Raw genomic sequence first — 23849 nt, forward strand, 5'->3', positions numbered from 1 at the left:
CGCTTGGAGCGCGCGACGCAAAGGCGTACTGCCCGCGGCGAAGGAGGAGTCAGTCGCGACGGCCGACGCCCGCGGCGACGGCGAGCGAGACGACGAGTGCGACGAGGCCGGCGAACAGTCCGAAACCGGGCGACTGGGCGTCCGTGGAGTCGTCGCCGTCGCCCGCAGTGGCACTGTCGCCACCGTCGTCACCGCTCGCATCGCTCGCGCCGCTCCCGTCAGCTTGTGCCGACGTCGGCCGGACGTCGCCGAGGTCGTCGACGGTCGGCGCGTTGACGACAGTGATGCGAGTACCGTCCTGCGTCACGCGGAAGGCGTCGGCGAACGCGCCCTCCGGGACGACGTAGACGTTCTCACCCTGCTCGGTCGCGCCGTTGGCACGGAGCATCGCGAGGTAGGTCTCGCGGAACTGCGTCGCGTCGCGTTCCGTATCCCACTCTAACTCCCAGACGTAGCCGTATTCGGCGTCGTCGCCCTCACCCTTGGCGTACGGGAAGACGCGGTCGTTCGCCCAGCCGGCCGTCGCCGTCGAGTCGTAGTTGAGCTGGTCGTACTCGCCCTCGGTCTGGCCGACCTCGCGCCAGTCGAAGCCCTCGAAGCCCTCGGTTCCCTCTCTGTCCTGATACCAGAACATCGCGTACAGCGAGGCCTCGCCGACGGTGTCGGAGCCGTCAAGGCCCTCGTCGAACAGCGACCAGCCGTTACGAGCGCGGTCGGTGTACTCGATGGGGACCGGCTCCTCTCCCGTCCGGTGGATGACCTGCTCGGAGGAGACCGGCGGGTTCTCGAAGCGTTCCTCGACGGCGTCCCAGCCGCCCTCCTGGTATAGGTCGTGGACGAACACGGGGCCGTCGGAGTAGGGCTGGAAGATGACGAGATAGATGCCGAGGTTGAGGTTTCCGCCACCGCCGCCGCCACCCGAGCGGGGCGTCTCGACGCACTCCCACTCGCCGCCACATTTCTCGAGGTAGAGATATTCGATGTAGTTCGCCTCGCCCTCGACCACGCCGGAGACCGCGAGGTCACCGTCCTGGCTCTCGGCGCGGTAGGTGTTGCTGGCGAGGTTGTGATACTGGTCCTGCATCGCGTGGACGAGTTCGTGGTGCAGCGTCGCGTTGTCGATGACCGGCCGGTCGGGCGAGTCGGTGACGATCTTGATCTCGTCGTCGCTCGGCGAGTAGAAGCCCGCGACGGCCGCGCCGAACGTCGATCCGAGTTCCGACTGGACGTTCTGCTGTTCGCCGGTGATGAAGAGTGCCTCCCAGACCTGGTTGTTCCACGCCTCGAAGGAGTCGTCGCGCTGACTGCTGTCGGCGGACTGCTGGCGGTACGCCTCGCGGGAGATGACTTCGACCGGCACGGACTCTTTGAACTCCCGGTCGCGGAGGTGTTCGACCCGCGCCATCGAGCGGGCGACGTAGGCCTCTAACTCGGCGTCGCTCAGCCCGTCGGACTGGTCGACGTCGATGGATTCGTTGTGCCAGTAGCCGTTCTCCCAGCCGATACGGTCGCTCGGAGGGTCGTCGGGGAACTGCCAGTCGCCGTCGGCCGCGGTCGGCGCGCCGGTGGGGGCCGCACAGCCGGAGAGGACGAGCGAGACGAGACAGAGGGCGATGAGCCGTCGCATACGTCCGAGTAGGGCCGGGGGTGCAAGTACCTTACCCGCATCTGTCGATTCCGGGGAGTCGCGTCTGCCCGTTTCGACCACGGCTCGAAGGGACGTCGGCGACAGCGTCGGCAACGCGTCCACATCTTTATCCCGACGCCACGGGTCGCATCATCCATGGAATACGACAGCGGAACGAAGGTCGTCCTCCTCGACGCGTTCCTCGCTGCCTCCACGTTCCTCCAGTACTGGCTTACTCGCCAGTTCGCGACGAACGGCGACTGGTGGATCGCTGGCGTCGTCGCGCTCGTGACGTTCGGACTGTTCGTCGCCGCCGACAGGAGTCGCGTCGGTCTCTGGGCGCTGGTCGGTGTGGGGGTGCTCGCGATGGCGATACTCGTCTGGATGGGCGCGACCGGCACACTTCGAACGTACCCCTTCGGCTGGTTCTTCCTCGGAGTTGCTGTCGCGATAGCCGCCAATCGCTTCGTCTTCGGCGTCGTCCGACCCGTCCCGGAGGCACGTCGCCGCCGCATGGACCCGTCGGGGTGGGTCGGCGAGTAGTGAAGCGGGACCAACCGTTTTGCGTCTCTCGCCCGAACCGGGAGCTATGAGCTTCGACCCCGCCCGAACCGCCGTCGTCGTCGTCGACATGCAGAACGGCTTCTGTCACCCCGATGGAAGCCTCTCCGCGCCAGCCAGCGAGGCCGCCATCGAGCCCGTCAGCGAGGTCGTCGCGTCGGCCCGCGAGGCCGGTGCGTCGGTCGTCTACACCCGCGACGTCCACCCGCCCGAGCAGTTCGAGGACAACCACTACTACGACGAGTTCGACCGCTGGGGCGAGCACGTCGTCGAGGGGTCGTGGGAAGCCGAACTCGTCGACGGCCTCGACGTGCGCGAGGAGGACCACGTCGTCGTCAAGCACACCTACGACGCCTTCTACCAGACCGACCTGGAGGGCTGGCTCGACGCCCACGGTATCGACGACCTGCTCATCTGCGGGACGCTCGCGAACGTCTGTGTGCTGCACACCGCCGGAAGTGCCGGTCTCAGGGATTATCGACCGGTCGTCGTCGAGGACGCGCTGGGCTTCATCGAGGAGGGTCACAAAGAGTACGCCGTCGACCACGCCGACTGGCTGTTCGGCGAGGTGACGACGCGCGGGGAGATCGAGTTCAGCTAATCAGTCAGCGAAAGAGTCGGTATGCGGCCTGTCCCGTCGCCACGGCGTCGGTCTCGCCCTCCGGGGTCGTACTCTCGACGGTGACGGTGCTGACGCCGATGGAGCCGCCCGAGCGGACCACCTCCGCCGTCGCCTGCAGGTCGCCGGAGGCGCGCTGGAGATAGTTGACGTTGAGGTTGACCGTCGCCACGCCGCCCTCCAGCGGATCGTCCAGCATCGTCCGCTGGGCGATGCCGCCCGCGGTGTCGATGAGCGTCGCGGCGATGCCCCCGTGCATCGTCGGCGGCGTGACGGTGTTGGTCAGCTTCTCGTCGTACGGGATGGCCATGACGACCCGGCCGCGCTCCATCGCGTCGACCTGCGTGTTGAGCCACGAGAGATAGCCGTGTTCGTTCTCGATGTAGGTCTGGACGATCTGGGCGGCGTCTTCGGGAAACGAGGCCTCGTCGGTCATGGCCCCATCTGCGAGGGGGTGGGGCTTGTAACACCCGGTCGGCGACGCGGGACGCCGACAGCTACCCGAGTCGCACGGGGTCGTCGGTCGGCCGAACCGTCACCTCGACCGCGTCGCCGACGGCGAAGTCGTGGTCGAAGGCGACGAGTTTCGCACCGAACCCCGAATCCTGCGCGGCGAACAGCGAGAGCCCGACGACGCGCTCGCCGTTCGCCAGTACCTCCACGTCGTCCCACGTCACGTCCCGGCCGTCGGCGACGCCGACTTGCGTGCCCAAGAAGGAGACCGGCCCCGTCGTCGCCGTCAGAATCCCGCCGCCGGTGTAGTGCGTCAGCCCCCCGTCCAGTACGGCCCCGTCGTCGGCGGTGATGCCCGCGAAGTAGTCGCCCGGTGCGGGGTGCGTCGGTGCGTCGAGGACGGCGTAGGTCTCGCCGACCGCGACGACCTCTCCCGTACCGTCCCAGTCCAGTGGTTCGACCGTCACGTCGGCTTCGACGGGCAAGGAGCCACCGGCGCGGAGATAGTTCTGCCCCGGTTCGCGGAAGCCGAGATGGACGTGGTTGTCGACCCACTGGCCGAAGAAGCCCGAACGAACCATCGGGCCGAGCGAGTCGCCGACGGCGACGACGTCGCCGGGTTCGACCGCCGGCTCGACGTGGAGGATTCTGGCGACCACGTCGCCACAGTCTATCACGATGAGGTGGTCGTGGTCGACCGCGTAGGGCTGGTCGGGACAGCGGACGGTCTTCGTCGCCAGCACCTCGCCCGCGACGGGCGAGAGGCCGTCGTTCGTCTCCGGGTAGAGGTCGACCGCGCAGCCGTGGTCGTGGGCGGGATACGGCGAGTTGTACAGCGAGAAGCGTCGGTAGCGTTCGAGGACCTCGGCCGGGAGCGTGACCGCCATGTCGGGCGGTCGGGGACGCGAGGTGATATGTACGTCGGGTCGCTACGGGCAGCCATGCGCGTCATCCGCGGCCGGGAGCCGACTCCGGAGGCCGACCGGCAGGCCACCGCCGATATGCTCGCCGAAGCGGGCGAGACGGCCGTCCCGGCGATTCGCGTCTGGACTCCCGCTCGGCAGGTCGCCTTCGGCCGCCGCGACGGCCACGCCGAGCGGTACGACGAAGCCAAGCAGGCAGCCGAAGCACGCGGCTACCGCGCGCTCGAACGGAGCGTCGGCGGCCGCGCCGTCGCCTACACCGGCCAGACGACACTCGCGTTCGCCACGGCCATCCCCGTCGACGATATGCGGCAGGGACTCGACAGACGCTACGACGACGCAGTCGAGACGGTCGTCGCTGCACTGGAAACGGTGGGCGTCGCCGCCGAACCCGGCGAGCCGCCTGAATCGTTCTGCCCCGGCGACCACTCGGTGCAGTGCGACGGGAAGATCGCCGGCATCGCCCAGCGCGTCACGAAGGGCGCGGCACTCGTCTCCGGCTGCGTGCTCGTCGCCGAGCGCGACGAACTGGTGGACGTGCTCACGCCGGTCTACGACGCGCTCGACGTCCCGTTCGACCCCGAATCGGTGGGGACTGTCGCCGACGCAGGCGGTCCCGACGACCCCGAGGCAGTCGCCCGCGCCATCGAGGAGACGTTCGTCGCGGGGCGGGAGAAAACTGTAGAATATCTCGGCGAAGACTGATCGTTCACCACGGCGCGCGCTGGCGACGCGACGGCGTCGCCGACACCGTGCGAGGGATGAGCGAGCGAACGTAGTGAGTGAGCGAATCGGCTGGGGAGGCCGTGGCTGTGCGGAGCGGTGCGGTCACTCGGTGTGTTTCGAGTCCCGTCTTCAACGCTGCCACACCGTCAGTCGACGGAGCCAGAAGAACCAGAACCATCAACCACACGCCACGCGTGCTGCGAGTATGAAGCCCTCCACGTACACCACACTCTCGCTCTCCCTCGCCCTCGCAGGTGGCACACTCGTCGCCGCGGCGTCGGGCTACAGACTTCTCTTCGGGCCGACCACCGACTTCACCTTCGCAACCAACCTCGCTGGTTTCGTCGGTGGTCTCCTGCTCGTCGTCGGTATCGGCGCGACGCTCCTCGGCGTCGACCCGACGAAGCGTCTCCTCGACTGAGCAAACACCACCCGAAGCCACGACCTTTAGCACCCGCCGACGAACATAGCCGACAATGCTCATCGAGAACGCGACGCTCGCCGACGGCCGGGTCCGGGACGTCCGGGTCGACGGGGACCGCATCGCCGACATCGCCACCGACCTCTCACCCAGTGCCAACGAAGCAGTCGTCGACGCGACGGACAAACTGCTCCTCCCCGGAGCCATCGACGCCCACGTCCACTTCCGTCAGCCGGGCTACGGCCACAAGGAAACGTGGGAGACGGGGTCGAAGAGTGCCGCCGCGGGCGGCGTGACGACCGTCGTCGACCAGCCGAACACGTCGCCGCCGACGGTCTCCGGTGACGCCTTCGACGAGAAGGCCGACTTTGCGCAACAGTCCATCATCGACTGGGGCATCAACGGCGGCGTCACCGCCGAGTGGGACCCCGACTCGCTGTTCGCCAAACCGCTGTTCGCACTCGGCGAGGTCTTCCTCGCCGACTCGACCGGCAACATGGGTATCGAGGCCGATCTCTTCGCGGACGCCGTCGCCCGCGCCGCCGAGGAGGACGTCGTGGTCACCGTCCACGCCGAGGACGCGACGCTGTTCGACGAGAGTGCCAAGGAGACAGACGACTACGACGCCTGGAGTGCCTACCGCGCCGCCGAAGCCGAGGCCGCGGCAGTCGAGCGCGCACTGGAGGTCGGCGGCGACTCCGCCGCCCAGATTCACATCGCCCACACCTCGACGCCCGAGGGCGCAGACCTCGCACACGACGCGGGGGCCTCCTGCGAAGTGACGCCGCACCACCTCTTTCTCTCGCGTGAGGACTACGACGACCTCGGCACGAAGGGCCGGATGAACCCGCCCCTCCGGAGCGAGGAACGCCGCGCCGGGATGTTCGAACGGCTCGTCGACGGCACAATCGACATCGTCGCGACCGACCACGCACCGCACACCGCAGAAGAGAAAGACGCGAGCATCTGGGACGCCCCGAGTGGCGTGCCCGGCGTCGAGACGATGCTGCCGCTCCTGCTGGAAGCGGCTCGCGAGGACCGACTCTCCTACGAGCGCGTCCGGGACGTCACCGCCGCCAACGTTGCCGAGGTCTTCGACCTCCCGCAGAAGGGCCACGTGAAGGCGGGCTACGACGCCGACCTCACCCTCGTCGACCCCGAGGCGAGTCGCGAAATCCGCGGCGACGAACTCCACTCGAACTGCGGCTGGACACCGTTTGAGGGGCGTCGCGGCGTGTTCCCCGAGCTGACGATGGTGCGTGGCGATGTCGTCTACGAGCGCGACGCCGACGGGACGGATTCGTTCGGCGACGCCGACGGGCAGAACGTCCGCGGGTAGGGAATCGAGAAGCGGAGTCACCTGCCGGAACGCGGCGGATTGATACCGCCCTGTCGCGTCCCCTTCCCAATGAGTTCCACGGAGGAGAGCACCTTCGACCGCTACCGCGTGCAGGTCGACCGGCCGCTCGTCCGCCTCTTTTCGACCTACGGCCGGTCACGTCGACTGTGGCTCTCGGTCGGTCTCGTCGCCAACCTCTTCGCACAGGCCGCCTCACTGCTCCCGCCGGTCGTCCTCGGCGTCGCTATCGACGCGCTGTTCTCGTCCAACGGGACGCCGTACAGCCTCCCGCTCGTTCCCCAGACACTGATTCCCGCGGGGACCGAAGCCCAGTTCTGGCTGTCGGTCGCGCTCATCGCGGGCTCGTTCGTCGCCACGGGCGTCTTCACCTGGATCTACGGCGTCTCCGCCAACCAGTTCGCCCACGAGGTGATGTACGCCGTCCGCACCGACAGCTTCGAGAAACTGCTCGCGCTCGACATGGCCTTCTTCGACGACAAACAGACTGGCGAGGTGATGGCCATCCTCAACAACGACGCCGGAAATCTGGAGGCGTTTCTCGACAACGCGCTCATGAACTCGCTGCGGCTCGTCGTCATGGTCGGCGGCATCGCCTTTATCCTCTTCACGCTCAACGCCCAGCTCGCGCTGGTGACGCTCGTCGCCGTCCCCGCCATCGCGGGGCTGACGTGGTGGTTCATGCGCGCCATCGCCCCGCGCTACCGCCAGCGGCAGTCGGCCGTCGCGCGGTTCAACACCCGCGTCGAGAACGGCATCGACGGCGTCGAGTTGACGAAGACCACCAACAGCGAAGCCTACGAACGCGACCGCGTCTCCGACGCCGCCTACGACGTCTTCCAGTCGACGATGGGCGTCCTGAAGCTCAGCTACCTCTACCGCCCCGGGATGGAACTGCTCGCCGGGCTCTCCTTCGCCGCGACGTTCCTCGTCGGCGGCTACTGGCTGCTCGTCGGCCCGCCGCTGTGGTTCTCGGGCGAGCTGACGGTCGGGACGTTCGTCACGTTCGTCTTCATGACCCAGCGGTTCGTCGCGCCGCTCGCCGAAGTCTCGAACATCGTCGACCAGATTCAGAGTGCCCGCGCCTCCGCCGAGCGCGTCTTCGGACTTGCGGACATCCCGGCGCACGTCACCGAACGCGACGACGCGACCGACCTTGGGGACCCGCGGGGTCGCGTCTCGTACCACGGCGTCTCCTTCGCCTACCGCGACCGGATGCAGGCGGACGGCGGGGGAAGTGAGGGAGAACGGGTCGTCCGCAACGTCTCTCTCGCGGCCGAATCGGGCGACACCGTCGCACTCGTCGGCGCGACGGGCGCGGGGAAGTCGACCGCGCTCAAACTGCTCCTCCGACTCTACGACGTCACCGACGGCGAGGTCCGCATCGACGGCCACGACATCCGAGACCTCACGCTCGCCAGTCTGCGGAGCAACGTCGGCTACGTCTCTCAGGACACATTCCTCTTCGACGGCTCCATCGCCGACAACATCAGGTATGGAAGATTCGACGCGTCGGACGAGGCGGTTCGGGAGGCCGCCCGCGCCGCCGAGGCCGACGAGTTCATCGAGCGCACGGCCGACGGCTACGAGACCCGCGTCGGCGAGCGCGGCGTCAGGCTCTCGGGCGGCCAGCGGCAGCGAATCGCCCTCGCCCGCGTCTTCCTGCAGGACCCACCGATTCTCGTCCTCGACGAGGCGACCTCCGCCGTCGACACCGAGACCGAACGCGCCATCCAACGCTCGCTGGACCGCCTGAGCGAGGGCCGGACGACGTTCGTCATCGCCCACCGGCTCTCGACCGTCGTCGACGCCGACGCGATTCTGGTGCTCGACGACGGCCGGGTGGTCGAACGGGGGAGCCACGACGAACTGCTCGATGCGGGTGGGAAGTACGCCTCGCTGTGGGCGGCACAGACGGCTGCGTAGTCCCCTACCAGCCGAACGAGATGGACCAGATGCCAACGATAATCAGGAGAAGGGCACCGAACCGGTCGGCGGTCCGGCCCGCGTCGCTGCGTTCGGCCGTCTCGAAGAAGGGGTTGAGTCGGTAGGCGAGCGAGGGGTCGTAGAAGCCGGCAGCTCCGGCGACGGCGGCGGCGACGAGAGAGGGCTGTTGCATAGCTGTTCGTTCGCTCATCGGCAGAAAAGCCTAGGGACCCCACGTGGGAAACGAACGTTTTTCCCGTCCTCACAGTCGACGGTGTGGCATGGACGACCATCCGCTCACGGGTTCGCTCGACATCTGGGAGGGTGTCGTCGAGGACATGGAGGCGACGGCGGCGGAGTACCGCGAGGAGGGCTGGGAGACGCTCGAACTGCATCCGGGCGACGTGACCGCGCTCCCCGCGGTCGAAGAGCGTGTCGACGGCCGCTTCGGACTCGACATACTCGTCCCCGGCGACGAGTACGAGGCACTCACGGAACTCGTCGCGGAGGCGACGTTCGACGAGTACGACGTCTTCCGCGCCCAGGAGAACGGGGTCGTCTTCCTCGTGATTGCGACGAAGTCGACGGCGACGAACCAGGTCGTCCTCCTGCCCGCGTACTACGGCATCGCCGACGCCGACCTGATGCTCAAGCGCGCCCGCGACGCCGGAGAGATGCAGACGCACGTCCGGCCGCTCTCGGGCGACGACCGCGTGACGCTGAAGCAAGAAGAGCCGGAGACGCTGTTTCCGCAGTAAGCGACAGGTCTCTTCTCACTCGACGCGCGTGCTCCGTGCGACGTGGACGTACCGCGCGAACCCGGCGCGCTTGGCGACCGGATACGTCTCGATATCGGTGTAGCCAGCAGCGGCCAGCCGCGCGCTGATGTCGGCACCGGCGACGTAGACGCCGCGCGGCGCGAGCGTCGCCGCGTGGTCGAGAATCCCCCGGACGACCGTCTCGTCGGCGTCCAGCGTCAGCCCGTAGGGGAGGTCGGTGACGACGGCGTCCGCACGACGGCGACAGTCGCGGGCGTCACCCCGCTCAACGGTGACATCGTAGCCGAAGTGTGCGGCGTTCTCGCGGGCCATCTCGACCATCTCGCGGTTCCAGTCGACTCCGACCGCGCAGAGACCGAGCGACCGCGCTTCTAGGAGGACCGAGCCGGTCCCGCAGCAGGGGTCGAGCACCGACTCGACGCCGGGGTCCGACGCCACGAGGTTGACGAGCGCGCGCGACAGCCGCGCCGAGAGCGACGCGGAGGTCCGCCGCGGTTTCTCGTCGTGTCGTCTGTAGTCGCGGTCGGCCGTCGCGAGTATCTCGCCGAACCAGAGACCGGTGTCGCGGACGACGACGAGAAACCGGTGGGTCGGGTCGTCGAGGTCGGGACGGTAGGGGAGGGCGTCGGCGAGTGCGACGGTCGTGTCCCGCCGCGAGAGGTCGCGACCGTCGGCGGGCGCGTGGAACTCGATCCGGAAGTCGTCGGCGGGGACGTCGAGGTCGCCGACGGCGGCCACGAGGTCGGCGACGGTGTCGCCGCGAGCGAGCAGGCGGACGCCGTCTCTGACGTAAGCGGCCTGCGAGACGCGCGACGGCGAGCGACAGAGCGCGACGCCGTCCGTGTCCGGCGCGCCTCCGGTGAGGCTCCGACACTCGGCCGCGACTAGGCCGTTTCCGGGGAGCCGTGCACAGACGGCGGCGTACGTGCCGTCGAGCGTCGCCGGAACGGGCCGCGTCTGGAGGGGCATGAAGGAGTGAGACTGGCGTTCGAGGGCGGAAAGGGCTGTCTACTCGGGCGTCGCTCCGCCGCTCAGGGTTCGTGGACGTGGCCGCACTCGGGACATTCGACCTCTTCGCCGCGCAGTTGGGCACTCTCCTGGCGCACCTCGCGCATGACGCTCGAAATCCGCTCCTCGGCGTCCAGTTCGTCGGCGACCGAGAGGTCGACGCCCTCGACTTCGAGGAGGAACTTCGCGATCTCCGTCACCTCGTACATCATCTCGTCGAGTTCTTCGGCCGTGAAGAAGCCCGACATCGCGCCGTAGAGGAACGTCGCGCCCGACTGCTTGACCTTCCCCTCGAACGACGAGCGCGCCTGGTTGACGGCCTGAGGGGTGTAGGTGTCGGTCATGAACGGGATGAGCCGCGGGAGGTTTTGGCCAATTTTCGTCATCTCGACGCCGGTCTCCGTGCGGAAGTCCGCACAGAGGCGGGCGATAGCCCACTCACGGGCGGTGATGTAGGTGCGCTCGCGGAGGAAGGAGTTGACGCGGTCGTACTGCGCGCCGTCCATCTTCTTGAACCGCTCGTACTTGCGGACGTCCTCGGGCACATCGTCGGGAACGTCGTCGTCGGTCGGTTCGTCCGTGTCGGCATCCGCGTCCTCGGCGGGAGCCGAGTCGGTGTGGGCAGTATCAGCGGTGTCGGCGGTGTCGGCGGTGTCGGCAGTCCCGGTCGGTGTCGACTCCGCGTCGTCGGCTGCGTCGGCCGTTCCGTTCGCGTGCTCGTCGGACGCACCCGTGGTCTCGGTGGCGGCCGTCGACTCGTCCGGAGCGGCCTCCTCGTCGAAGTCGGGCGTCGCCGCGGGGTCGTCGGTCATAACCGCCCTTGCTCGGCGGGGTGCAAAAGGGTTGTCGTGCGCCGAATCGGGGAAACACGAGAAACTGTTTTCTATCACGCCACCAACGCATGGCCCATGAAGGTACTCTTGGGCATCGGCGGCAGCGAGGACTCCATCTACGCCTTGGAGCAGACGGTCGACCGCGCGCTCGTCGCGGGCGACGACCTCACCGTCGCCGTCGTGGAGAACCCGAAGTCCGACGCGACGCCGGAGGAGGTAGAGGCGCGTGTTCAGGCCGTCCTCGACGAGGCCGGTCTCGACGCCGATATCCGACACGTCAAGGGCGACCCCGGCAGTCGCATCGTCGACATCGCCGAGGAGGAAGGCTTCGACCAGATCGCCCTCGGCGGTGGCGAGACCAGTCCGATGGGGAAGATCAACATCGGCGGCATCGCCGAGTTCGTCCTGCTGAACTCCCACGTGACGGTGAAACTGGTCCGATGACCGACCGAATCTACCCCGAGACGGCCGCGGGTCCGTTCGACGAGCCGCCGCTGTCGTTCGAGGACCGCGAGGGCCGGACCATCGAGGTCCGCCCCTACGACGCCGACAGCGACGCCGACGAGACCGAGGCACTCGTCGAGATGTATCTGGACTTCGACCCGGCCGACCGCGCCCAGGGCATCCCGCCGGGCCGGGAGAACCGCGTCCGCAGCTGGCTGGACAACATCCTCGGCGGCGACTGTCTCAACGTCATCGCGTGGGACGGCGACCAGGTCGCGGGCCACGCGACGCTCGTCCCCGCCGACGAGGGCACGTACGAACTCGCCATCTTCGTCCTCCAGGCGTACCAGAAGGCCGGTATCGGCACGCATCTCATCGAGGGGCTGCTCGGCTACGGCCAGACCGAAGGGGTCGAGAAGGTGTGGCTCACCGTCGAACGCTGGAACCGCCCGGCAGTCGGTCTCTACAAGAAGATCGGCTTCGAGACGAGCGACGCCGAGAGCTTCGAGCTGGAGATGACGCTGCGGCTGTAGAGAGACGATTTTTTCGCGGAGCGCGGCCCGTCGCGCGTCGGCTGTAGGACGAGCAGCGAGTGTGCACCGGGAGTGGGAGAGGTGAAGTGGTGAGCCCTGAGCAGCGCGTCCGGCCGACCCGTCGAAGCGTTACACCGAGAGGACGGGCTGGCTGGCGTAGAGCAGAACGTATTCGGCGGCTTTCTCCAGCACTTCGGCGGGGTCGCCGGAGACCGGTTCGCGGGGGACGACGACGAAGTCGGCGTCGAGGTCCTCGGCGGTGTCGAGGACGACGCTTCCGGGGTGGCGGGTCTTGATGTGCGTCGAGAACCCGTAGGCCGTCGACGTCGTGAGGTCGACGCCGTGGTCGGCGGCGATCTCCTGGGCCGTGTCGGTGAAGTCGGTCGTCTCGGCGGCGACCTCCGCCTCGTCGACGACGCCGGTTTCGATTGCGCGGACGACGTCCTCGCCGAGGATGTAGACGGTGTGGACGGTCGCGTCGTACTCGGCGGCGATAGCGACGGCGTACTCGACGGCGGTCGTCGACTCCTCGCTGCCGTCGACCGGGACGACCACCAGGTCGATGTCGAGTGGTTCCATACCTCCTCTGCGGCGGCCGGCATCAAAAACACTGCCCCCGCCCGACTCCGGCTTGGCCTCTCGACCGGTGGGAACACCGCTCCCTCGCCGTGCAGTTTTATGCCACGGGCGGGCGAACCCCGCGATATGTTCGACCGCATCGTCATCGCCACCGACGGCTCCGAGAGCGTCCGCCGAGCCGTCGACGTCGCGCTCGACCTCGCCGACCGCTTCGACGCCGAGGTCCACCTCCTCTCGGTCGTCGACGCGGGCGAAGTCGAGTCCTCGCCCGACCGCCTCCGCGACGAGATGCGCGAGGCACTGCACGAACAGGCCGAAGACGCGCTGTCGACGGTTCGTGACGGGGTCGACCGCGAGGTCCACACCGCCGTCCGCGAGGGCCGACCGGCACCCGAGATCACCGAGTACGCCCGCGAGGTCGACGCCGACATGGTGGCGACGGGCACCCGCGGCCGCCACGGCGAGAACCGGTTTCTCATCGGCAGCGTCGCCGAGCGGGTCGTCCGGACCTGTCCCGTGCCCGTCCTGACGGTCCGGCAGTTGGCCGACGGCGAGGAATAGACACCAGAACACCGGAGTTTTCACCCCGCACCTCCACTCGCGGATATGGAAGACGAGCTTATCGACAGCAAGCGACTCCCGCTTTCGCGGCGGTCGCTCCTGCCCGGCAAGGGCTTTTTCTACCCTGACTCGCTCGACGAGGACCGCGACGACGAACGCGTCAAGGAGGCCGTCGACGGCGCGGAGGTCGTCGTCATCGCCGACGGCGACGCCGACGGACTCGGCTGTGTCGCGCTCCTGCGAGAGGTCTACGACGCCGCCCTCGATGTCGAACCGTTCGAGGAGCGACTCGCCGAGCGGTTGGCGGGTGAAGAGAAGGCGGACGAAGAAGAGGAAGAGGAGGAGAAACCCACCTCGCCCGTCGCGCTCGTCCGTGCCTCGCCGCACAGCCTCGAAGACGAGATGGCGCGCGTCGCCGAGTTCGCCGACGACGGCGTCGACGTCTTCGTCTGTGACCTCTGTCCGGACCGCTACGAGTACGTCGAGGACGAGCTGGCCGAGCTGCTCGACACGGCAGCCTCCGTCCGCTGGTTCGACCACCACCAGTGGCGGCCGGAGGTCGAGGAGAGCGTCCGCGCGACCGGCGTCGACCTCGTCGTCGGCGACTCCGACGAGGAGTGTACGACGGACGTCGCGCTCCGCTCGTTGGACTACGACTTCGACGAGAAATACGAGGACCTCGCGGCCGTCACGCGGGACCACGACCTCTGGCTCCGCGAGGACCCCCGGAGCGACGATTTAGCCGATTACGCCTACTGGACGCACTCCGAGGAGTACGTCACCGTCGTCGGCGCGTACGGGGCGGATTTGCCCGAGGTCGTCGAGGAGTACATCGCCGAGCGTCGCATCGAGAAGGAACAGCTCATCGACCTCGCCGTGAGCCGCGCGGAGATGAAGGAGGTCGGCCCGTGGACCGTCGGCGTCACCTACGGCCGCTGTTCGCAGAACGAGGTCGCCGAGGCACTGCGCGAGCAGGGGAGCGACGCCGCGGTCATCGTCAAACCCGCCGGGAGCGCGTCCATCCGCGGGACCGAGGAGTTCGAACACTGTCACGAGGTCGCCGGACAGGTCAACGGCGGCGGCCACCCGAAGGCCGCGGGCTGTAAGCCCGACATCTACGACGATATGCTCGACTACGCCAACCACTGGTCGACGCAGGGGTCGGCCGCGAAACGCGTCATCCTCGCCGCGTTCGAGCGCGTCGCCGAGGAAGTCGAAGCCGAGGAAGACGAAGACGAAGGCGATGTCGTCGACGACGAGGGAGCCGACGACGACGAAGGCGTCGAGACCGAGCGGTAGTCGTCGACTTTTCGCGAATCGCCGTCGAACCCCCCGCTTTCGGGTGGAGAAAACAGAACGTTACTTCTCGCCGACGACCCACCGCTCGGAGTAGGCGGTCCCGCACTCACACTGCGCGTAGGCGTGGATGACGTCGCCCTCCTCGTAGAGGCCGCCGACCTCCTCGTTCTGTTCCTCCGCGAAGGCGAAGATGAACTTCACGTTGTGGTTCTCGTCGGCGTCCGCGTCGGGGCAGTCGCCGCCGCCGAGGTCGGCGTCAATCTCGCCGCGGTTGCCCATCGCGCCCTGGGCGAAGTCCATCGCGTCCATGCCGGTGCCCGAGGCGAACATCCCGCGGCCGTCGTCGCCGTCGACGACGAGGACGACGCCGTTGTCGACCGCCTCGCCGTAGTTGGCGATCTTGCCCTCCGCGTCGAGATACTCGTGGGTCAAGAACAGTGCGACGTCGTCGAGTCGCTCGCCCGCCAGGAACTCGTCGAGTTTGCTCATAGATGGGGTTCGTTGGTCGAGGGGTAAAAAGAGCCTGTCCTGTCTCCAGTGACTGGGTTGCAGAGCCGTTGCGGACACGTCGCTGCTGTCCGAACGGAGCAGAAGACTCACCGCGTCGACTCGTTGGCTACTCGCACTCTGGCGAGCCAGCGGGCCGAAGGAACCCCACTCTCCTCACCGCCCAGTTTCCGAGAACCCCAACCCGTATACGCGAGGAGCGAATCCCCGTTAGGGAGGTTACCACCTGATGGGCTTTCTCGATTCGTTCGGTGCGTTAGTCAGTAGTATCATCGCGTCGATCGTGTTGCTCGTGTTTGCGATTGCCAGCTTCTTCGTGACCGTGTTCATCGTCCAGGTCGGTGCGGGACTGGCCGGGTACTCGCCGGCAGGCGACTTCGTCGTCCTTTCGGCCGCAATTCTGGCCACGGGAGCAATCGTTGCCGGTGCCACTCCCATGACGAGTCTGAGCGGCGTCGCCGAATAACGTCGCACAGTGCCGCTCGGCGGAAGCACGCTGCTCAGTACAGCAGACGTGGTCGTTTTCAAACGGTCGTCCAATCTGTCGACACCGACGCCGAGCGACAGGCTCGGTCAGTTGTCGTCCAGCTGCTCCGCAATCGACGCGAGCGAGTCGTTCGGCTCCTGCGGCACGTCGTAGACCGTCCGCTTGCCGGGGACGCGGACGCCGTAGAAGAAGCCCGGTTCGACCTCGTCGACCTCGACGGCGGAGCCGGGGTCGCGGCCGCTCGACTCGGCCCACTCGACGAGGCGGTTCTCGCCGTCACCGGGGTCGCGGGCGAGCCGTTTGTTGTCGTAGGCTCCGCGGACGAGGAAGCCCTCGGCGTCCTCGACGACTGGCGCGTGGTAGGCCCGCCCGTCGAGCGAGAGCCGGACGATGTCGCCGCCCGAGAGGTTGAGGTCGGCCGGGAGGCGGAGACAGGGCCGGGTGGTGCCGCCGCTGCGGGCGATCTTGGCGCGGACTGTCGAGACCGACGGGTGGTCACTGGGGACGCGTTCAGCCATTGAAATTGAAAGAGAGAAGAGACGCTTACTCTTCGGCGTCTTCGTCTTCGCCTTCGTCGTCTCCGCCGAGCGCGGCGGCGACGGACTCGTCGCCGAGTGCCTTGACGTTGATCTGGACAGTCTCCTCGGAGACCTCGCGACCGCGGACGGTGATGCGCTTGCGCTCGCCGTCGCGGGATGGCTTGTAGCCGACGCCGCCCTCGAGGAGGACTTCCTTGAGGTTCGGGCCAGCGACGTCCTTCCGCATCGGACGGCCTGCCTTGTCCGAGCCACCGGTGAGCTCGAGGCTGAATCCGTCGAGTCCGACGGCCGAGCCGTCGACCTCGTCACCGAGCTCGCGGCCGAGGAATCGGTTTGCGTCCTGTCCGTCTACGTCGAACTGGTGCGTGTCGCCCGTGGTGGGGTCAGCGACGACGACTTTGAAATCTGCCATAGGCGGGATGAAACGGTCGGCGATAAAAAGTACGTCGAAACGGTCGCCCTCTGAGCCGTCAGTCCGTGTGAACGGCAGCCACGGATTTCGGGCGACAGCGCTTCTGGCGAGGAACCGAGGGACCGAGAGGGTGACTACGCCTCGAAGCCGTCCTCCCAGCGGAACGTGCCGTCGCGCTGGACGACCTCGCCGTCGACCTCGATGCGGGAGTCCTCGGACATATCCGTAATCATGTCGACGTGGACGGCCGACTGGTTGGCCTCCTCGGCGTGGCCCTCGGGGAAGTTCGAGTCGTAGGCGCGGCCGACCGCCAGATGGACCGTGTCGCCCATCTTCTCGTCGAAGAGGATGTTGTCGGTGAAGCGGTCGATGCCGCGGTTCATCCCGATACCAAGTTCGCCCAACCGGCGGGCACCCTCGTCGGTGTCGAGGATGTCGGCCAGCGCGTCCTCGCCCGACTCGGCCGAGAAGTCGACGACCGCGCCGTCCTCGAAGGTCAGCTGGACGTTCCGGACGCGCTTGCCCGAGAGCGTCATCGGGACGTCGAAGAAGACGGTTCCCTCGGTCGCGTACGGTGCGGTGAAGACCTCGCCGGAGGGGAGGTTGTGCGAGTCGTAGTCGACGGAGGCCGCGGAGTTGACCGCGACGCGGTTCTCGATGGACATCGTCAGGTCGGTGTCGTCCTTGACGATGCGGACCTCGCTCCCCGCGTCGAGGACGTCTTTCATCTCGGCCATCTGTCCCGCCAGCTCCTCCCAGTCGCGGAGGATCGCGTCGTAGACGAAGTCCCGATACTCGTCGTAGGCCATCCCGGCCTGCTGGGCGAGCGACCGCGTCGGATGGACCGTCGACACCCAGTCGGTGTCCATGCGTGCCTCGCGGATGCCCGTCGTCGCCGTCGACTGCGCCTGCCTCTTCGGGCCGGGGACGTCTGCCAGGGCGGAGGTGTTGCGGCCGCCACCAAGGAACAGGACGGAGTCGGCGTTCTCGTAGAGGGCGAGTTCGTGGGCGGGGTTCTCGTCGAAGTCGCCGTCGTGGCCTTGGAGGTAGGCACGGGAGACTTCGCCCGAGGCGTAGAGCGTCACGACGTTGGCACCGCGCTCGCCGAGTTTCTCGGCGACGGCGACCGCGAGGTCGTGGGCGTCTTCGGCGACGGAGACGACGACGTCGTCACCGCGCTCGATGCGGGCACTCCAGTCGACGAGTACCGCGGCGTGTTCGGCGGTTCGTGGGTCCATACAGGGAGCAGGCGCGGTTCGATTAAAACCTCGGCGTCTCCGTCGCCGGTGAGGTGGGAGTGCCGTCGCGTCAGTGGGGCGTCGCTCGAACCACAACCACTACCTCCCCTCCCTGACGACTCGCAGCCATGCAACTGGGCGTCATCGGACTCGGACGGATGGGACAGATCGTCGTCAACCGCGTCGTCGACGCCGGCCACGAGGTCGTCGCCTTCGACCTCTCGGCCGAAGCGGTCGCGACGGCAGCTGACGCGGGTGCAGAACCGGCGGAGTCGGTCGAGGACCTCGTCGACCGACTCGGCGACGACAAGCGCATCTGGCTCATGGTCCCCGCGGGCGATGCCGTCGACGCGACGCTCGACGAACTCGACCCTCTCTTGGACGAAGACGACGTCGTCGTCGACGGCGGCAACTCCCACTTCGAGGAGTCGACGCGCCGCGCCGACTCCGTCGAGGCGGCCTATCTCGACTGCGGGACCTCCGGCGGCCCGGCGGGCGCGGAACTCGGCTTCTCGCTCATGATCGGCGGTCCCGAGTGGGCCTACGAGGAACTGACGCCCGTCTTCGATGCTGTTGCCACGGGCCCCGCCGGCCACGACCGCATGGGTCCCGCAGGCTCGGGCCACTACGTGAAGATGGTCCACAACGGCGTCGAGTACGCGCTGATGCAGGCCTACGGCGAGGGCTTCGAACTGCTCGCGGAGGGCCGCTACGACCTCGACCTCGAAGCCGTCGCCCGCACGTGGAACAACGGTGCCGTGATTCGCTCGTGGCTACTCGAACTCTGCGAGGAAGCCTTCCGCGAAGAGGGCAACGACCTCGGCGACGTCGCCGACCACGTCGCCGGCGGGTCGACCGGCACGTGGACGGTCCAGGAGGCACTGGAGCAGGAAGTGCCGGTCCCGCTCATCTACCAGGCACTCTCGGAGCGGTTCGGCAGTCGCGCACCCGAGGAGGGCCGGTTCTCGCGCCGCCTCGCCAACCGACTCCGATACGGCTTCGGTCGGCACGAAGTCGCCCGCGAGGAGTAACTGAAGACCACCGGCAGACGGGCGATTTTTACCGAGTGGACGGCCGCCCACTGACGAATCTAATCATAACCCTGTTAAACCCACACTCCGAACCCCTCGCTATGGCAGAGGTAAACCTACTGGGAATCGGCCTCGGCGCCACGCTGACGCTCATCGCCGTCGCCATGCATTTCTCGAAAGGCACGGGATGGTCGCCCTCGCAGGACATCTCACAGGAGGTCCTCGAGCAGCGAGCGTCGACGGTCGCTGAGACCGACTTCCCCGAGCCGATGAACCGCTCCATCGGCGGCGGTGGCGGTGTCGCCGCGGGCGCAGTCGCTGGCGAGGACGGCGCTGAACTCGAAGAAGCCGAAGAGGAAGAAGTCAGCCCCGCCGATATGCCCGAGGACGAAGTGGAGTACTTCGACGTCGAGTTCGTCAAGCAGGGCAAGACCATCGAACTCGCGAGCAACGAGACGATTCTCGACCAGGCCGAGGACGAGGGGATGGACCTCCCCTACGCCTGCCGGCAGGGTCAGTGTGTCTCGTGTGCCGCCCACATCCAGGACGGTCCCGGTAACGACTACGTGACTCACTTCAAGCAGGAGACCTTCTCGGACTCCGAAATCGAAGAGGGGTACGTCCTGACCTGCGTCGCCTACCCAAAGGCCTCGTTCTCCATCGAGACGAGCGAAGCACCGTAACTCCCGACCCGGCCGACTTCCTCTCTCTGCTCTTTTCTCGTCGCCAGCTGCGGCACCTTCCGCCGGTTCGTACGATAGCTCGGCAAGTGGGCGTGAGCCGACCGCGTCGTTTCGGTGTTTCACGGAGGTCGCATCCGGGATGTCGCCGACGGCGAACGGTGACTCCACAACGGTTAAACGGGGTTGGGCGTATTGAGAGAGTGAGGGCCCGTAGCTCAGTGGACAGAGTACTTGGTTCCGGACCAAGATGCCGCGGGTTCAAATCCCGTCGGGCTCGCTTTTGTGAGGAACAACGTGACGAGCAACGCGAGCAGACGCAGGACTTGAATCAGAGAACGAACGAAGTGAGTGACCGTCGTTCACACTCCTTTCGGGCTCGCTGTTTTCCAGTTCGACACGACGTGCAGAGCGTAACTACCGTTCGACGCAGTGGTTCGTGAGTTCGCCGACGCCCTCGACGCCGACGGTCATCGTGTCGCCGTCGCCGAGCAGGATCTGGGGGTCGCGGAAGAAGCCGACGCCGTCCGGTGTCCCCGTGTAGATGACGTCTCCGGGGTTCAGGGTGAACGCCCGGCTACAGAAGGCGACGATCTCGTCGAGACCGAAGATGAGGTGCTCGGTGTTGGAATCCTGCAGTCGCTCACCGTTCACCTCCGTCCAGATATCGAGGTCGTGTGGGTCGTCGACCTCGTCGGGGGTGACTAGCTCCGGCCCGAGCGGGCCGAAGGTGTCGAGGCTCTTCCCACGGACCCACTGCTCGTCGGCGTTCTGGAGGTCACGAGCGGAGACGTCGTTGCCGACGGTGTAGCCAGCGATGTAGTCCAAGGCGTCCTCCTTGCTGACGTTGCGAGCGCGGTCGCCGATGACGACGACGAGTTCGCCCTCGTAGTCGACAGCACCCGTCAGTTCCGGATCCCACTCGACGGCCGCGTCGGGACCGACGAGCGACTGCGGGAACTTGGCGAACAGGACCGGTTCGTCGGGAACGTCGTGGTCACCCTCGTCGGCGTGCTCGCTGTAATTCAACCCGACGGCGACGACTTTTTCGGGGTCCGTGATCGGGGCGAGCTGGTCGAGTTCGTCACGGTCGTAGACACCCACTCCAGTCTCCTCCGCGTAGGAGACCGCCAAGTCGACCTTCTCTCGCCAGTGCCACTCGTCGAGTAGTGCCTGTGTCGTCTCCGGAAGACTGACACCCGCTGCCGCTCCCGCCTCGTGGAGGCAGATTACAGTCGCTTCGGAAACGACGCCTACCCATGCTTCCGCTGTCCCGTCTGTGGTGAATTGTCCAAGTCTCATGTCTGTTGTCGTGGCCGACCGTTCGTCGGCCGACTGTGGCCGGATACCGTCAGAGTCAGTCACCACCGTGCCTACTGCGTGCTGCCAAGGATGAGAGACTGTGTGCGTCGGTACCAGTGACCGTTTCTTCGGCGAGGCCGACCATAGCGTTTGGTATCCAGGTGACAGCCGCGGGTTTCACCCCGTCTCGACACGCCACCGCTACGGGCGTCAAGCAGCCCCGAAGCAGTCAGTGAGCACTGGTTACTCTGACTCCACCAGAGTTGACTCGTCGCCGTGGCCGACGACGACACTGTGTCGGGTGTGTCGAGCGTGCGTCTCTGCCCACCGGCGTGCGGGCCGCTCGGCGAGGAACTGATCACCGCTGGGACACTGCTGACAGTCGGCTGTCCATGGGGTCACGTCGTCCGGAAAGTGTCCGGTGTGCCGCAGATGGTCGAGTGCGAACTGCTCGAACGCGCGGTTACCCGCCCGCAGCTCGTCGAGTTCGTAGTTCAACTCCCACTCGCGGTCACAGCGACGGCAGGTGACCGTCGGCGTGTTGCCCTCGCTCGTCGTCTCGTCACCACTGTCAGTGTCGTCGGAACCGGATGGCACAGTTCTCACTACCGTGTCGTCGTACTTCTGTCTACATATCCGCGGAGGCCCTCGACGGGACGCCGCCTCAAACCTCGTGTTCGTCCCAGGTCTGTTCGCACTCGATGAGATGATACACGTCGTTCTCGTTGTCCTCGTTCACGAGCACGACGACCTCGTCACCGTCGACTTCGGCTCTGAGAACGGCAGAATACCCGAACGAACAGGCTGCGTCCCAGACGCCGTAGTCGGACCACTCCGTCCCGAACTGGTCCAGATACAGCTTGTCTCCCTCCGTCATGTCGTGGCCGTCCGGGTGCATTGAACCGTCACTCGGAGACGGAGGGTAATAAGGCTTCACGCTGTACGTACTGGGCGTCCAGCGGCGTTCTCACTCACTGGTCGGAGACGGAGAAGAAAAGACGTGCAGCGAACTCAGTACCGCGACGGGAGATAGGCCAGACCGATGAGGAGGATGATGACCGAGGCGCAGAGAATGGTGACGCCCCACAGTCCGTTCTCGTACACGTGGAACTCGTCGATATTATCGGTCTGGGTGCGGTAGCTCTCGAAGTTCTGCGTCAAGACGACGCTGTCGTTGTTCGGGAAGAACGCGAGATACGTTTCCCCACCGAGGCTGACGTTACCCTCGTTGCTCAGCCCTGCGGTGTTCGTCCGCGGTGCGTTCCACGCGAGGGTCACCGACTCGTTCTCGACGGCGTCGACGGTCGACTGGTTACCGTTGTACTGGAGGGTTTCGCCCTCGCTGTACTGCTCGCTCGTCGGCTCGGGGAAGTACTCGTCGGCAGGGACGAGCGTCGCCTCACCGTTCTCGTTCTGGACGACGACGTACTGCTCACCGTCGCGGGTGACGGTCTCGTTGTCCGCGTCGGGGTCGTCCATCAGGATTGCAGTCCGGTTGATGGTCGTCTGGAGGTCGAACGCCGTCGGGTTACCCGACGTCTGCTCGACGAGGACGCGGTACTCCTCGCCGTCGACGGTGACCGTCGTGTTGTTGTCCCACGTCTCGGTGTAGCGCGCGGAGTCGTTCACCCACGAGACCTGACCGGAGCGGACGAGTTCACCGCCACCGCCACCGCCGTGGCCACCACCACCACCGCTCTCGACCTCCGCGGTGATGTCGGAGACGGTGTACGTCTGTCCCTCGACTTGGAACGTATCTCCCTGCTGGTACGTGTTGTCGGGCTCTTCGAAGCTGATCGCCGGGGCCTGGGCGGTCGCGATGAGCGAGTACGACCCTGCACCGATGACCAAGAAGAGCGCGACGTAGATAGCCGCAGCCCGTCGTTGCATACGTGGGCCAAAGGCTACCCGGCGTATAACGGTTACTTTTCGGACGACGAAGCCGCCGCCGACCGACCGCCGCTACTACTCGTGGCGTCCGGGCAAGACTTCGACGAGGAGGAACAAGACGAGCGCGCCGAGGAGTGCCAACGTGACGATGACGACCTCGGCACTCGGCTCGAACGAGGATACGAGAGCGACGCCGCTCCGCAGGCTCTCTCTGATCTGCGGCCGCCACGGCAGCTGCAGATACGCGAGGACACTCATGCCGCAGACGAGGAGATAATCGAAAGTGTCCAGTGGACGCATAGGTCGTCTCCGTCGGACGGGGATAACAGTGTTGCGCCTCTCGGAACGATCCCCCTCACGAACGGACCACACGAACCGCTCGGCTACCGCTCGTCGGATGGGTTCGAAGAAAGCCAAGGGCCGGATTTGAACCGGCGATGGGCGGCTCTGCAGGCCGCTGCGTTAGGCCGGACTCTGCCACCTTGGCGCGGATGCTACTAGTCAAGTAACGCGCTTAAGAGTAGCGGTATCGGGCGGCGGCGTCCCCTTCGCGCCGCAGGCGCGATGGGGTCGTCACCCGTTCTACTGCTGTCGTTGGCGCGGTGCTGTCGGTGGTGTGAGTGCGGTGTTGTCGAGGTGTCGTTGCCGGCGCGGTGCCGTCGCTGGCGCGGTGCTGTGGTGTCGGTGTTGCGGACGCGATGCTGTCGCTAAGGAACTACTCGCGCTCGTGCTGTCGCTCTCGATAGTGCTGCCGCTCTCTGTATAAATGAAGAAAGCCCCCGACGCACTGCGTCGGAGGCTAAAGTATGAATGGTGGACGGCGAACGGGTGTTCCCAGAGGCTCTCGCACTCCAGTACTTGCTCGTACGCTGGTGAGCTTAACTTCCGTGTTCGGGATGGGTACGGGTGGAACCTCACCGCTGTGGCCGTCCGAATGCCGATCTACGGAATCGAACCGTAGTTAACACCAGGATCGGATCGGATTCGCTTTGACAACCAATGTGTTCGTGCATTCCAGTTAGCACCTGGACCCGTTTACGGACACGGGTTCCCATGCGGTATGAATGTGGCTTGGACTGTTAGTGCTCGCGGGCTGAACGCCTCGTTGCCTCGG

At 66.7% G+C, this 23849-nt stretch carries 30 protein-coding genes, 2 tRNA genes and 1 rRNA gene; 15 read left to right on the forward strand and 18 right to left on the reverse strand.

Annotation, left to right across the window (positions count from 1 at the left end; genetic code table 11):
• Window positions 1-49 precede the first annotated feature (49 nt).
• The gene (locus tag BLR57_RS15490; RefSeq protein ID WP_211603297.1) at window positions 50-1627 is read right to left on the reverse strand and encodes an Hvo_1808 family surface protein; all 1578 of its coding nucleotides are present in this window, start codon (window positions 1625-1627) and stop codon (window positions 50-52) included.
• Between the two features lie 156 nt (window positions 1628-1783).
• On the opposite strand from BLR57_RS15490, the gene BLR57_RS15495 reads away from it, so the two are divergent.
• Complete coding sequence (locus tag BLR57_RS15495) at window positions 1784-2170, forward strand: hypothetical protein (RefSeq protein WP_089699005.1); 387 nt, start codon at window positions 1784-1786, stop codon at window positions 2168-2170.
• A gap of 46 nt (window positions 2171-2216) precedes the next feature.
• On the forward strand, window positions 2217-2789 hold the full coding sequence (locus BLR57_RS15500) for a cysteine hydrolase family protein (protein ID WP_089699007.1): 573 nt from the start codon (window positions 2217-2219) through the stop codon (window positions 2787-2789).
• 4 nt (window positions 2790-2793) lie between these two features.
• On the opposite strand, the gene BLR57_RS15505 is transcribed toward BLR57_RS15500, so the two are convergent.
• Together BLR57_RS15505 and BLR57_RS15510 are read right to left on the reverse strand one after the other, a co-directional pair.
• Window positions 2794-3243, reverse strand: a complete 450-nt coding sequence (locus tag BLR57_RS15505) for a PaaI family thioesterase (protein ID WP_089699009.1) — start codon at window positions 3241-3243, stop codon at window positions 2794-2796.
• A 61-nt stretch (window positions 3244-3304) separates the two neighbouring features.
• Window positions 3305-4147 carry a DUF8155 domain-containing protein gene (locus BLR57_RS15510; protein WP_089699011.1) on the reverse strand — a complete coding sequence of 281 codons (843 nt, stop codon included), beginning with the start codon at window positions 4145-4147 and terminating at the stop codon, window positions 3305-3307.
• 54 nt (window positions 4148-4201) lie between these two features.
• On the opposite strand from BLR57_RS15510, the gene BLR57_RS15515 reads away from it, so the two are divergent.
• From BLR57_RS15515 to BLR57_RS15530, 4 genes are all read left to right on the forward strand, one after another.
• On the forward strand, window positions 4202-4888 hold the full coding sequence (locus BLR57_RS15515; protein ID WP_089699014.1) for a lipoyl protein ligase domain-containing protein: 687 nt from the start codon (window positions 4202-4204) through the stop codon (window positions 4886-4888).
• Window positions 4889-5114: 226 nt separating this feature from the next.
• The gene (locus BLR57_RS15520; protein WP_089699016.1) at window positions 5115-5330 is read left to right on the forward strand and encodes a hypothetical protein; all 216 of its coding nucleotides are present in this window, start codon (window positions 5115-5117) and stop codon (window positions 5328-5330) included.
• A 55-nt stretch (window positions 5331-5385) separates the two neighbouring features.
• Window positions 5386-6669: a dihydroorotase gene (locus BLR57_RS15525; protein ID WP_089699018.1), complete on the forward strand. Its 1284-nt coding sequence runs from the start codon at window positions 5386-5388 to the stop codon at window positions 6667-6669.
• Window positions 6670-6738: 69 nt separating this feature from the next.
• Window positions 6739-8613: an ABC transporter ATP-binding protein gene (locus BLR57_RS15530; RefSeq protein WP_089699020.1), complete on the forward strand. Its 1875-nt coding sequence runs from the start codon at window positions 6739-6741 to the stop codon at window positions 8611-8613.
• A 4-nt stretch (window positions 8614-8617) separates the two neighbouring features.
• On the opposite strand, the gene BLR57_RS15535 is transcribed toward BLR57_RS15530, so the two are convergent.
• Window positions 8618-8806, reverse strand: coding sequence for a DUF6199 family natural product biosynthesis protein (locus BLR57_RS15535; protein ID WP_089699022.1), 189 nt, complete (start codon window positions 8804-8806; stop codon window positions 8618-8620).
• Between the two features lie 88 nt (window positions 8807-8894).
• Here BLR57_RS15535 and BLR57_RS15540 point away from each other — a divergent pair, with 88 nt between their 5' ends.
• Complete coding sequence (locus BLR57_RS15540; protein ID WP_089699024.1) at window positions 8895-9371, forward strand: DUF7529 family protein; 477 nt, start codon at window positions 8895-8897, stop codon at window positions 9369-9371.
• A 15-nt stretch (window positions 9372-9386) separates the two neighbouring features.
• Here BLR57_RS15540 and BLR57_RS15545 read toward each other — a convergent pair whose 3' ends face one another.
• The gene (locus BLR57_RS15545; protein ID WP_089699026.1) at window positions 9387-10361 is read right to left on the reverse strand and encodes a methyltransferase domain-containing protein; all 975 of its coding nucleotides are present in this window, start codon (window positions 10359-10361) and stop codon (window positions 9387-9389) included.
• 62 nt (window positions 10362-10423) lie between these two features.
• Window positions 10424-11212 (reverse strand): DUF5806 family protein, encoded by a 789-nt coding sequence (locus BLR57_RS15550; RefSeq protein ID WP_089699027.1) that lies wholly within the window; start codon window positions 11210-11212, stop codon window positions 10424-10426.
• A gap of 96 nt (window positions 11213-11308) precedes the next feature.
• On the opposite strand from BLR57_RS15550, the gene BLR57_RS15555 reads away from it, so the two are divergent.
• Both BLR57_RS15555 and BLR57_RS15560 read left to right on the forward strand, forming a co-directional pair.
• Window positions 11309-11677, forward strand: coding sequence for a universal stress protein (locus BLR57_RS15555; protein ID WP_089699029.1), 369 nt, complete (start codon window positions 11309-11311; stop codon window positions 11675-11677).
• Window positions 11674-12210: a GNAT family N-acetyltransferase gene (locus BLR57_RS15560; RefSeq protein ID WP_089699031.1), complete on the forward strand. Its 537-nt coding sequence runs from the start codon at window positions 11674-11676 to the stop codon at window positions 12208-12210. The genes BLR57_RS15555 and BLR57_RS15560 overlap by 4 nt, the downstream gene beginning before the upstream one ends.
• Window positions 12211-12339: 129 nt before the next feature.
• On the opposite strand, the gene BLR57_RS15565 is transcribed toward BLR57_RS15560, so the two are convergent.
• Complete coding sequence (locus BLR57_RS15565; RefSeq protein ID WP_089699033.1) at window positions 12340-12789, reverse strand: universal stress protein; 450 nt, start codon at window positions 12787-12789, stop codon at window positions 12340-12342.
• 126 nt (window positions 12790-12915) lie between these two features.
• Here BLR57_RS15565 and BLR57_RS15570 point away from each other — a divergent pair, with 126 nt between their 5' ends.
• Window positions 12916-13350, forward strand: a complete 435-nt coding sequence (locus tag BLR57_RS15570) for a universal stress protein (RefSeq protein ID WP_089699035.1) — start codon at window positions 12916-12918, stop codon at window positions 13348-13350.
• Window positions 13351-13395: 45 nt separating this feature from the next.
• A complete protein-coding gene (locus BLR57_RS15575) occupies window positions 13396-14649 on the forward strand; it encodes a DHH family phosphoesterase (RefSeq protein WP_089699037.1) in 1254 nt (417 codons plus the stop codon).
• Window positions 14650-14709: 60 nt separating this feature from the next.
• On the opposite strand, the gene BLR57_RS15580 is transcribed toward BLR57_RS15575, so the two are convergent.
• The gene (locus tag BLR57_RS15580) at window positions 14710-15138 is read right to left on the reverse strand and encodes a DUF5807 family protein (RefSeq protein WP_089699039.1); all 429 of its coding nucleotides are present in this window, start codon (window positions 15136-15138) and stop codon (window positions 14710-14712) included.
• 247 nt (window positions 15139-15385) lie between these two features.
• On the opposite strand from BLR57_RS15580, the gene BLR57_RS15585 reads away from it, so the two are divergent.
• Entirely contained in the window at window positions 15386-15622 is a 237-nt protein-coding gene (locus tag BLR57_RS15585) for a hypothetical protein (protein ID WP_089699041.1), read from the forward strand.
• Window positions 15623-15729: 107 nt separating this feature from the next.
• Here the strand turns inward: BLR57_RS15585 and BLR57_RS15590 are convergent, their stop codons facing one another.
• From BLR57_RS15590 to BLR57_RS15600, 3 genes are all read right to left on the reverse strand, one after another.
• Window positions 15730-16161: a DUF7112 family protein gene (locus BLR57_RS15590; protein WP_089699043.1), complete on the reverse strand. Its 432-nt coding sequence runs from the start codon at window positions 16159-16161 to the stop codon at window positions 15730-15732.
• Window positions 16162-16186: 25 nt separating this feature from the next.
• The gene (locus BLR57_RS15595; protein ID WP_089699045.1) at window positions 16187-16594 is read right to left on the reverse strand and encodes a 30S ribosomal protein S6e; all 408 of its coding nucleotides are present in this window, start codon (window positions 16592-16594) and stop codon (window positions 16187-16189) included.
• Between the two features lie 134 nt (window positions 16595-16728).
• Window positions 16729-17832, reverse strand: coding sequence for an aminopeptidase (locus BLR57_RS15600; protein WP_089699047.1), 1104 nt, complete (start codon window positions 17830-17832; stop codon window positions 16729-16731).
• 128 nt (window positions 17833-17960) lie between these two features.
• Between BLR57_RS15600 and gnd the strand changes: the two genes are divergently transcribed.
• The 3 genes from gnd (at window position 17961) to BLR57_RS15615 (ending at window position 19823) form a co-directional block, all read left to right on the forward strand.
• Window positions 17961-18863 carry a phosphogluconate dehydrogenase (NAD(+)-dependent, decarboxylating) gene (gene gnd / locus BLR57_RS15605; protein ID WP_089699049.1) on the forward strand — a complete coding sequence of 301 codons (903 nt, stop codon included), beginning with the start codon at window positions 17961-17963 and terminating at the stop codon, window positions 18861-18863.
• A 101-nt stretch (window positions 18864-18964) separates the two neighbouring features.
• The gene (locus tag BLR57_RS15610; protein ID WP_089699051.1) at window positions 18965-19546 is read left to right on the forward strand and encodes a 2Fe-2S iron-sulfur cluster-binding protein; all 582 of its coding nucleotides are present in this window, start codon (window positions 18965-18967) and stop codon (window positions 19544-19546) included.
• Between the two features lie 204 nt (window positions 19547-19750).
• A tRNA-Arg gene (locus BLR57_RS15615) sits at window positions 19751-19823 on the forward strand.
• Between the two features lie 137 nt (window positions 19824-19960).
• Here BLR57_RS15615 and BLR57_RS15620 read toward each other — a convergent pair.
• From BLR57_RS15620 to rrf, 7 genes are all read right to left on the reverse strand, one after another.
• On the reverse strand, window positions 19961-20845 hold the full coding sequence (locus BLR57_RS15620) for a fumarylacetoacetate hydrolase family protein (protein WP_089699100.1): 885 nt from the start codon (window positions 20843-20845) through the stop codon (window positions 19961-19963).
• Between the two features lie 243 nt (window positions 20846-21088).
• Window positions 21089-21442 (reverse strand): DUF8062 family protein, encoded by a 354-nt coding sequence (locus tag BLR57_RS15625; protein WP_089699052.1) that lies wholly within the window; start codon window positions 21440-21442, stop codon window positions 21089-21091.
• A 67-nt stretch (window positions 21443-21509) separates the two neighbouring features.
• Entirely contained in the window at window positions 21510-21743 is a 234-nt protein-coding gene (locus tag BLR57_RS15630) for a hypothetical protein (protein ID WP_089699054.1), read from the reverse strand.
• Window positions 21744-21856: 113 nt separating this feature from the next.
• Window positions 21857-22735: a hypothetical protein gene (locus BLR57_RS15635; protein ID WP_089699056.1), complete on the reverse strand. Its 879-nt coding sequence runs from the start codon at window positions 22733-22735 to the stop codon at window positions 21857-21859.
• A gap of 75 nt (window positions 22736-22810) precedes the next feature.
• Window positions 22811-23035: a hypothetical protein gene (locus BLR57_RS15640; protein ID WP_089699058.1), complete on the reverse strand. Its 225-nt coding sequence runs from the start codon at window positions 23033-23035 to the stop codon at window positions 22811-22813.
• Window positions 23036-23146: 111 nt separating this feature from the next.
• A tRNA-Cys gene (locus BLR57_RS15645) sits at window positions 23147-23222 on the reverse strand.
• A gap of 325 nt (window positions 23223-23547) precedes the next feature.
• Window positions 23548-23669 (reverse strand): 5S ribosomal RNA (gene rrf / locus BLR57_RS15650).
• Between the last annotated feature and the right edge of the window lie 180 nt (window positions 23670-23849).

It is taken from the genome of Halogranum gelatinilyticum, from assembly GCF_900103715.1.
Classification (GTDB): Archaea; Halobacteriota; Halobacteria; order Halobacteriales; family Haloferacaceae; genus Halogranum; species Halogranum gelatinilyticum.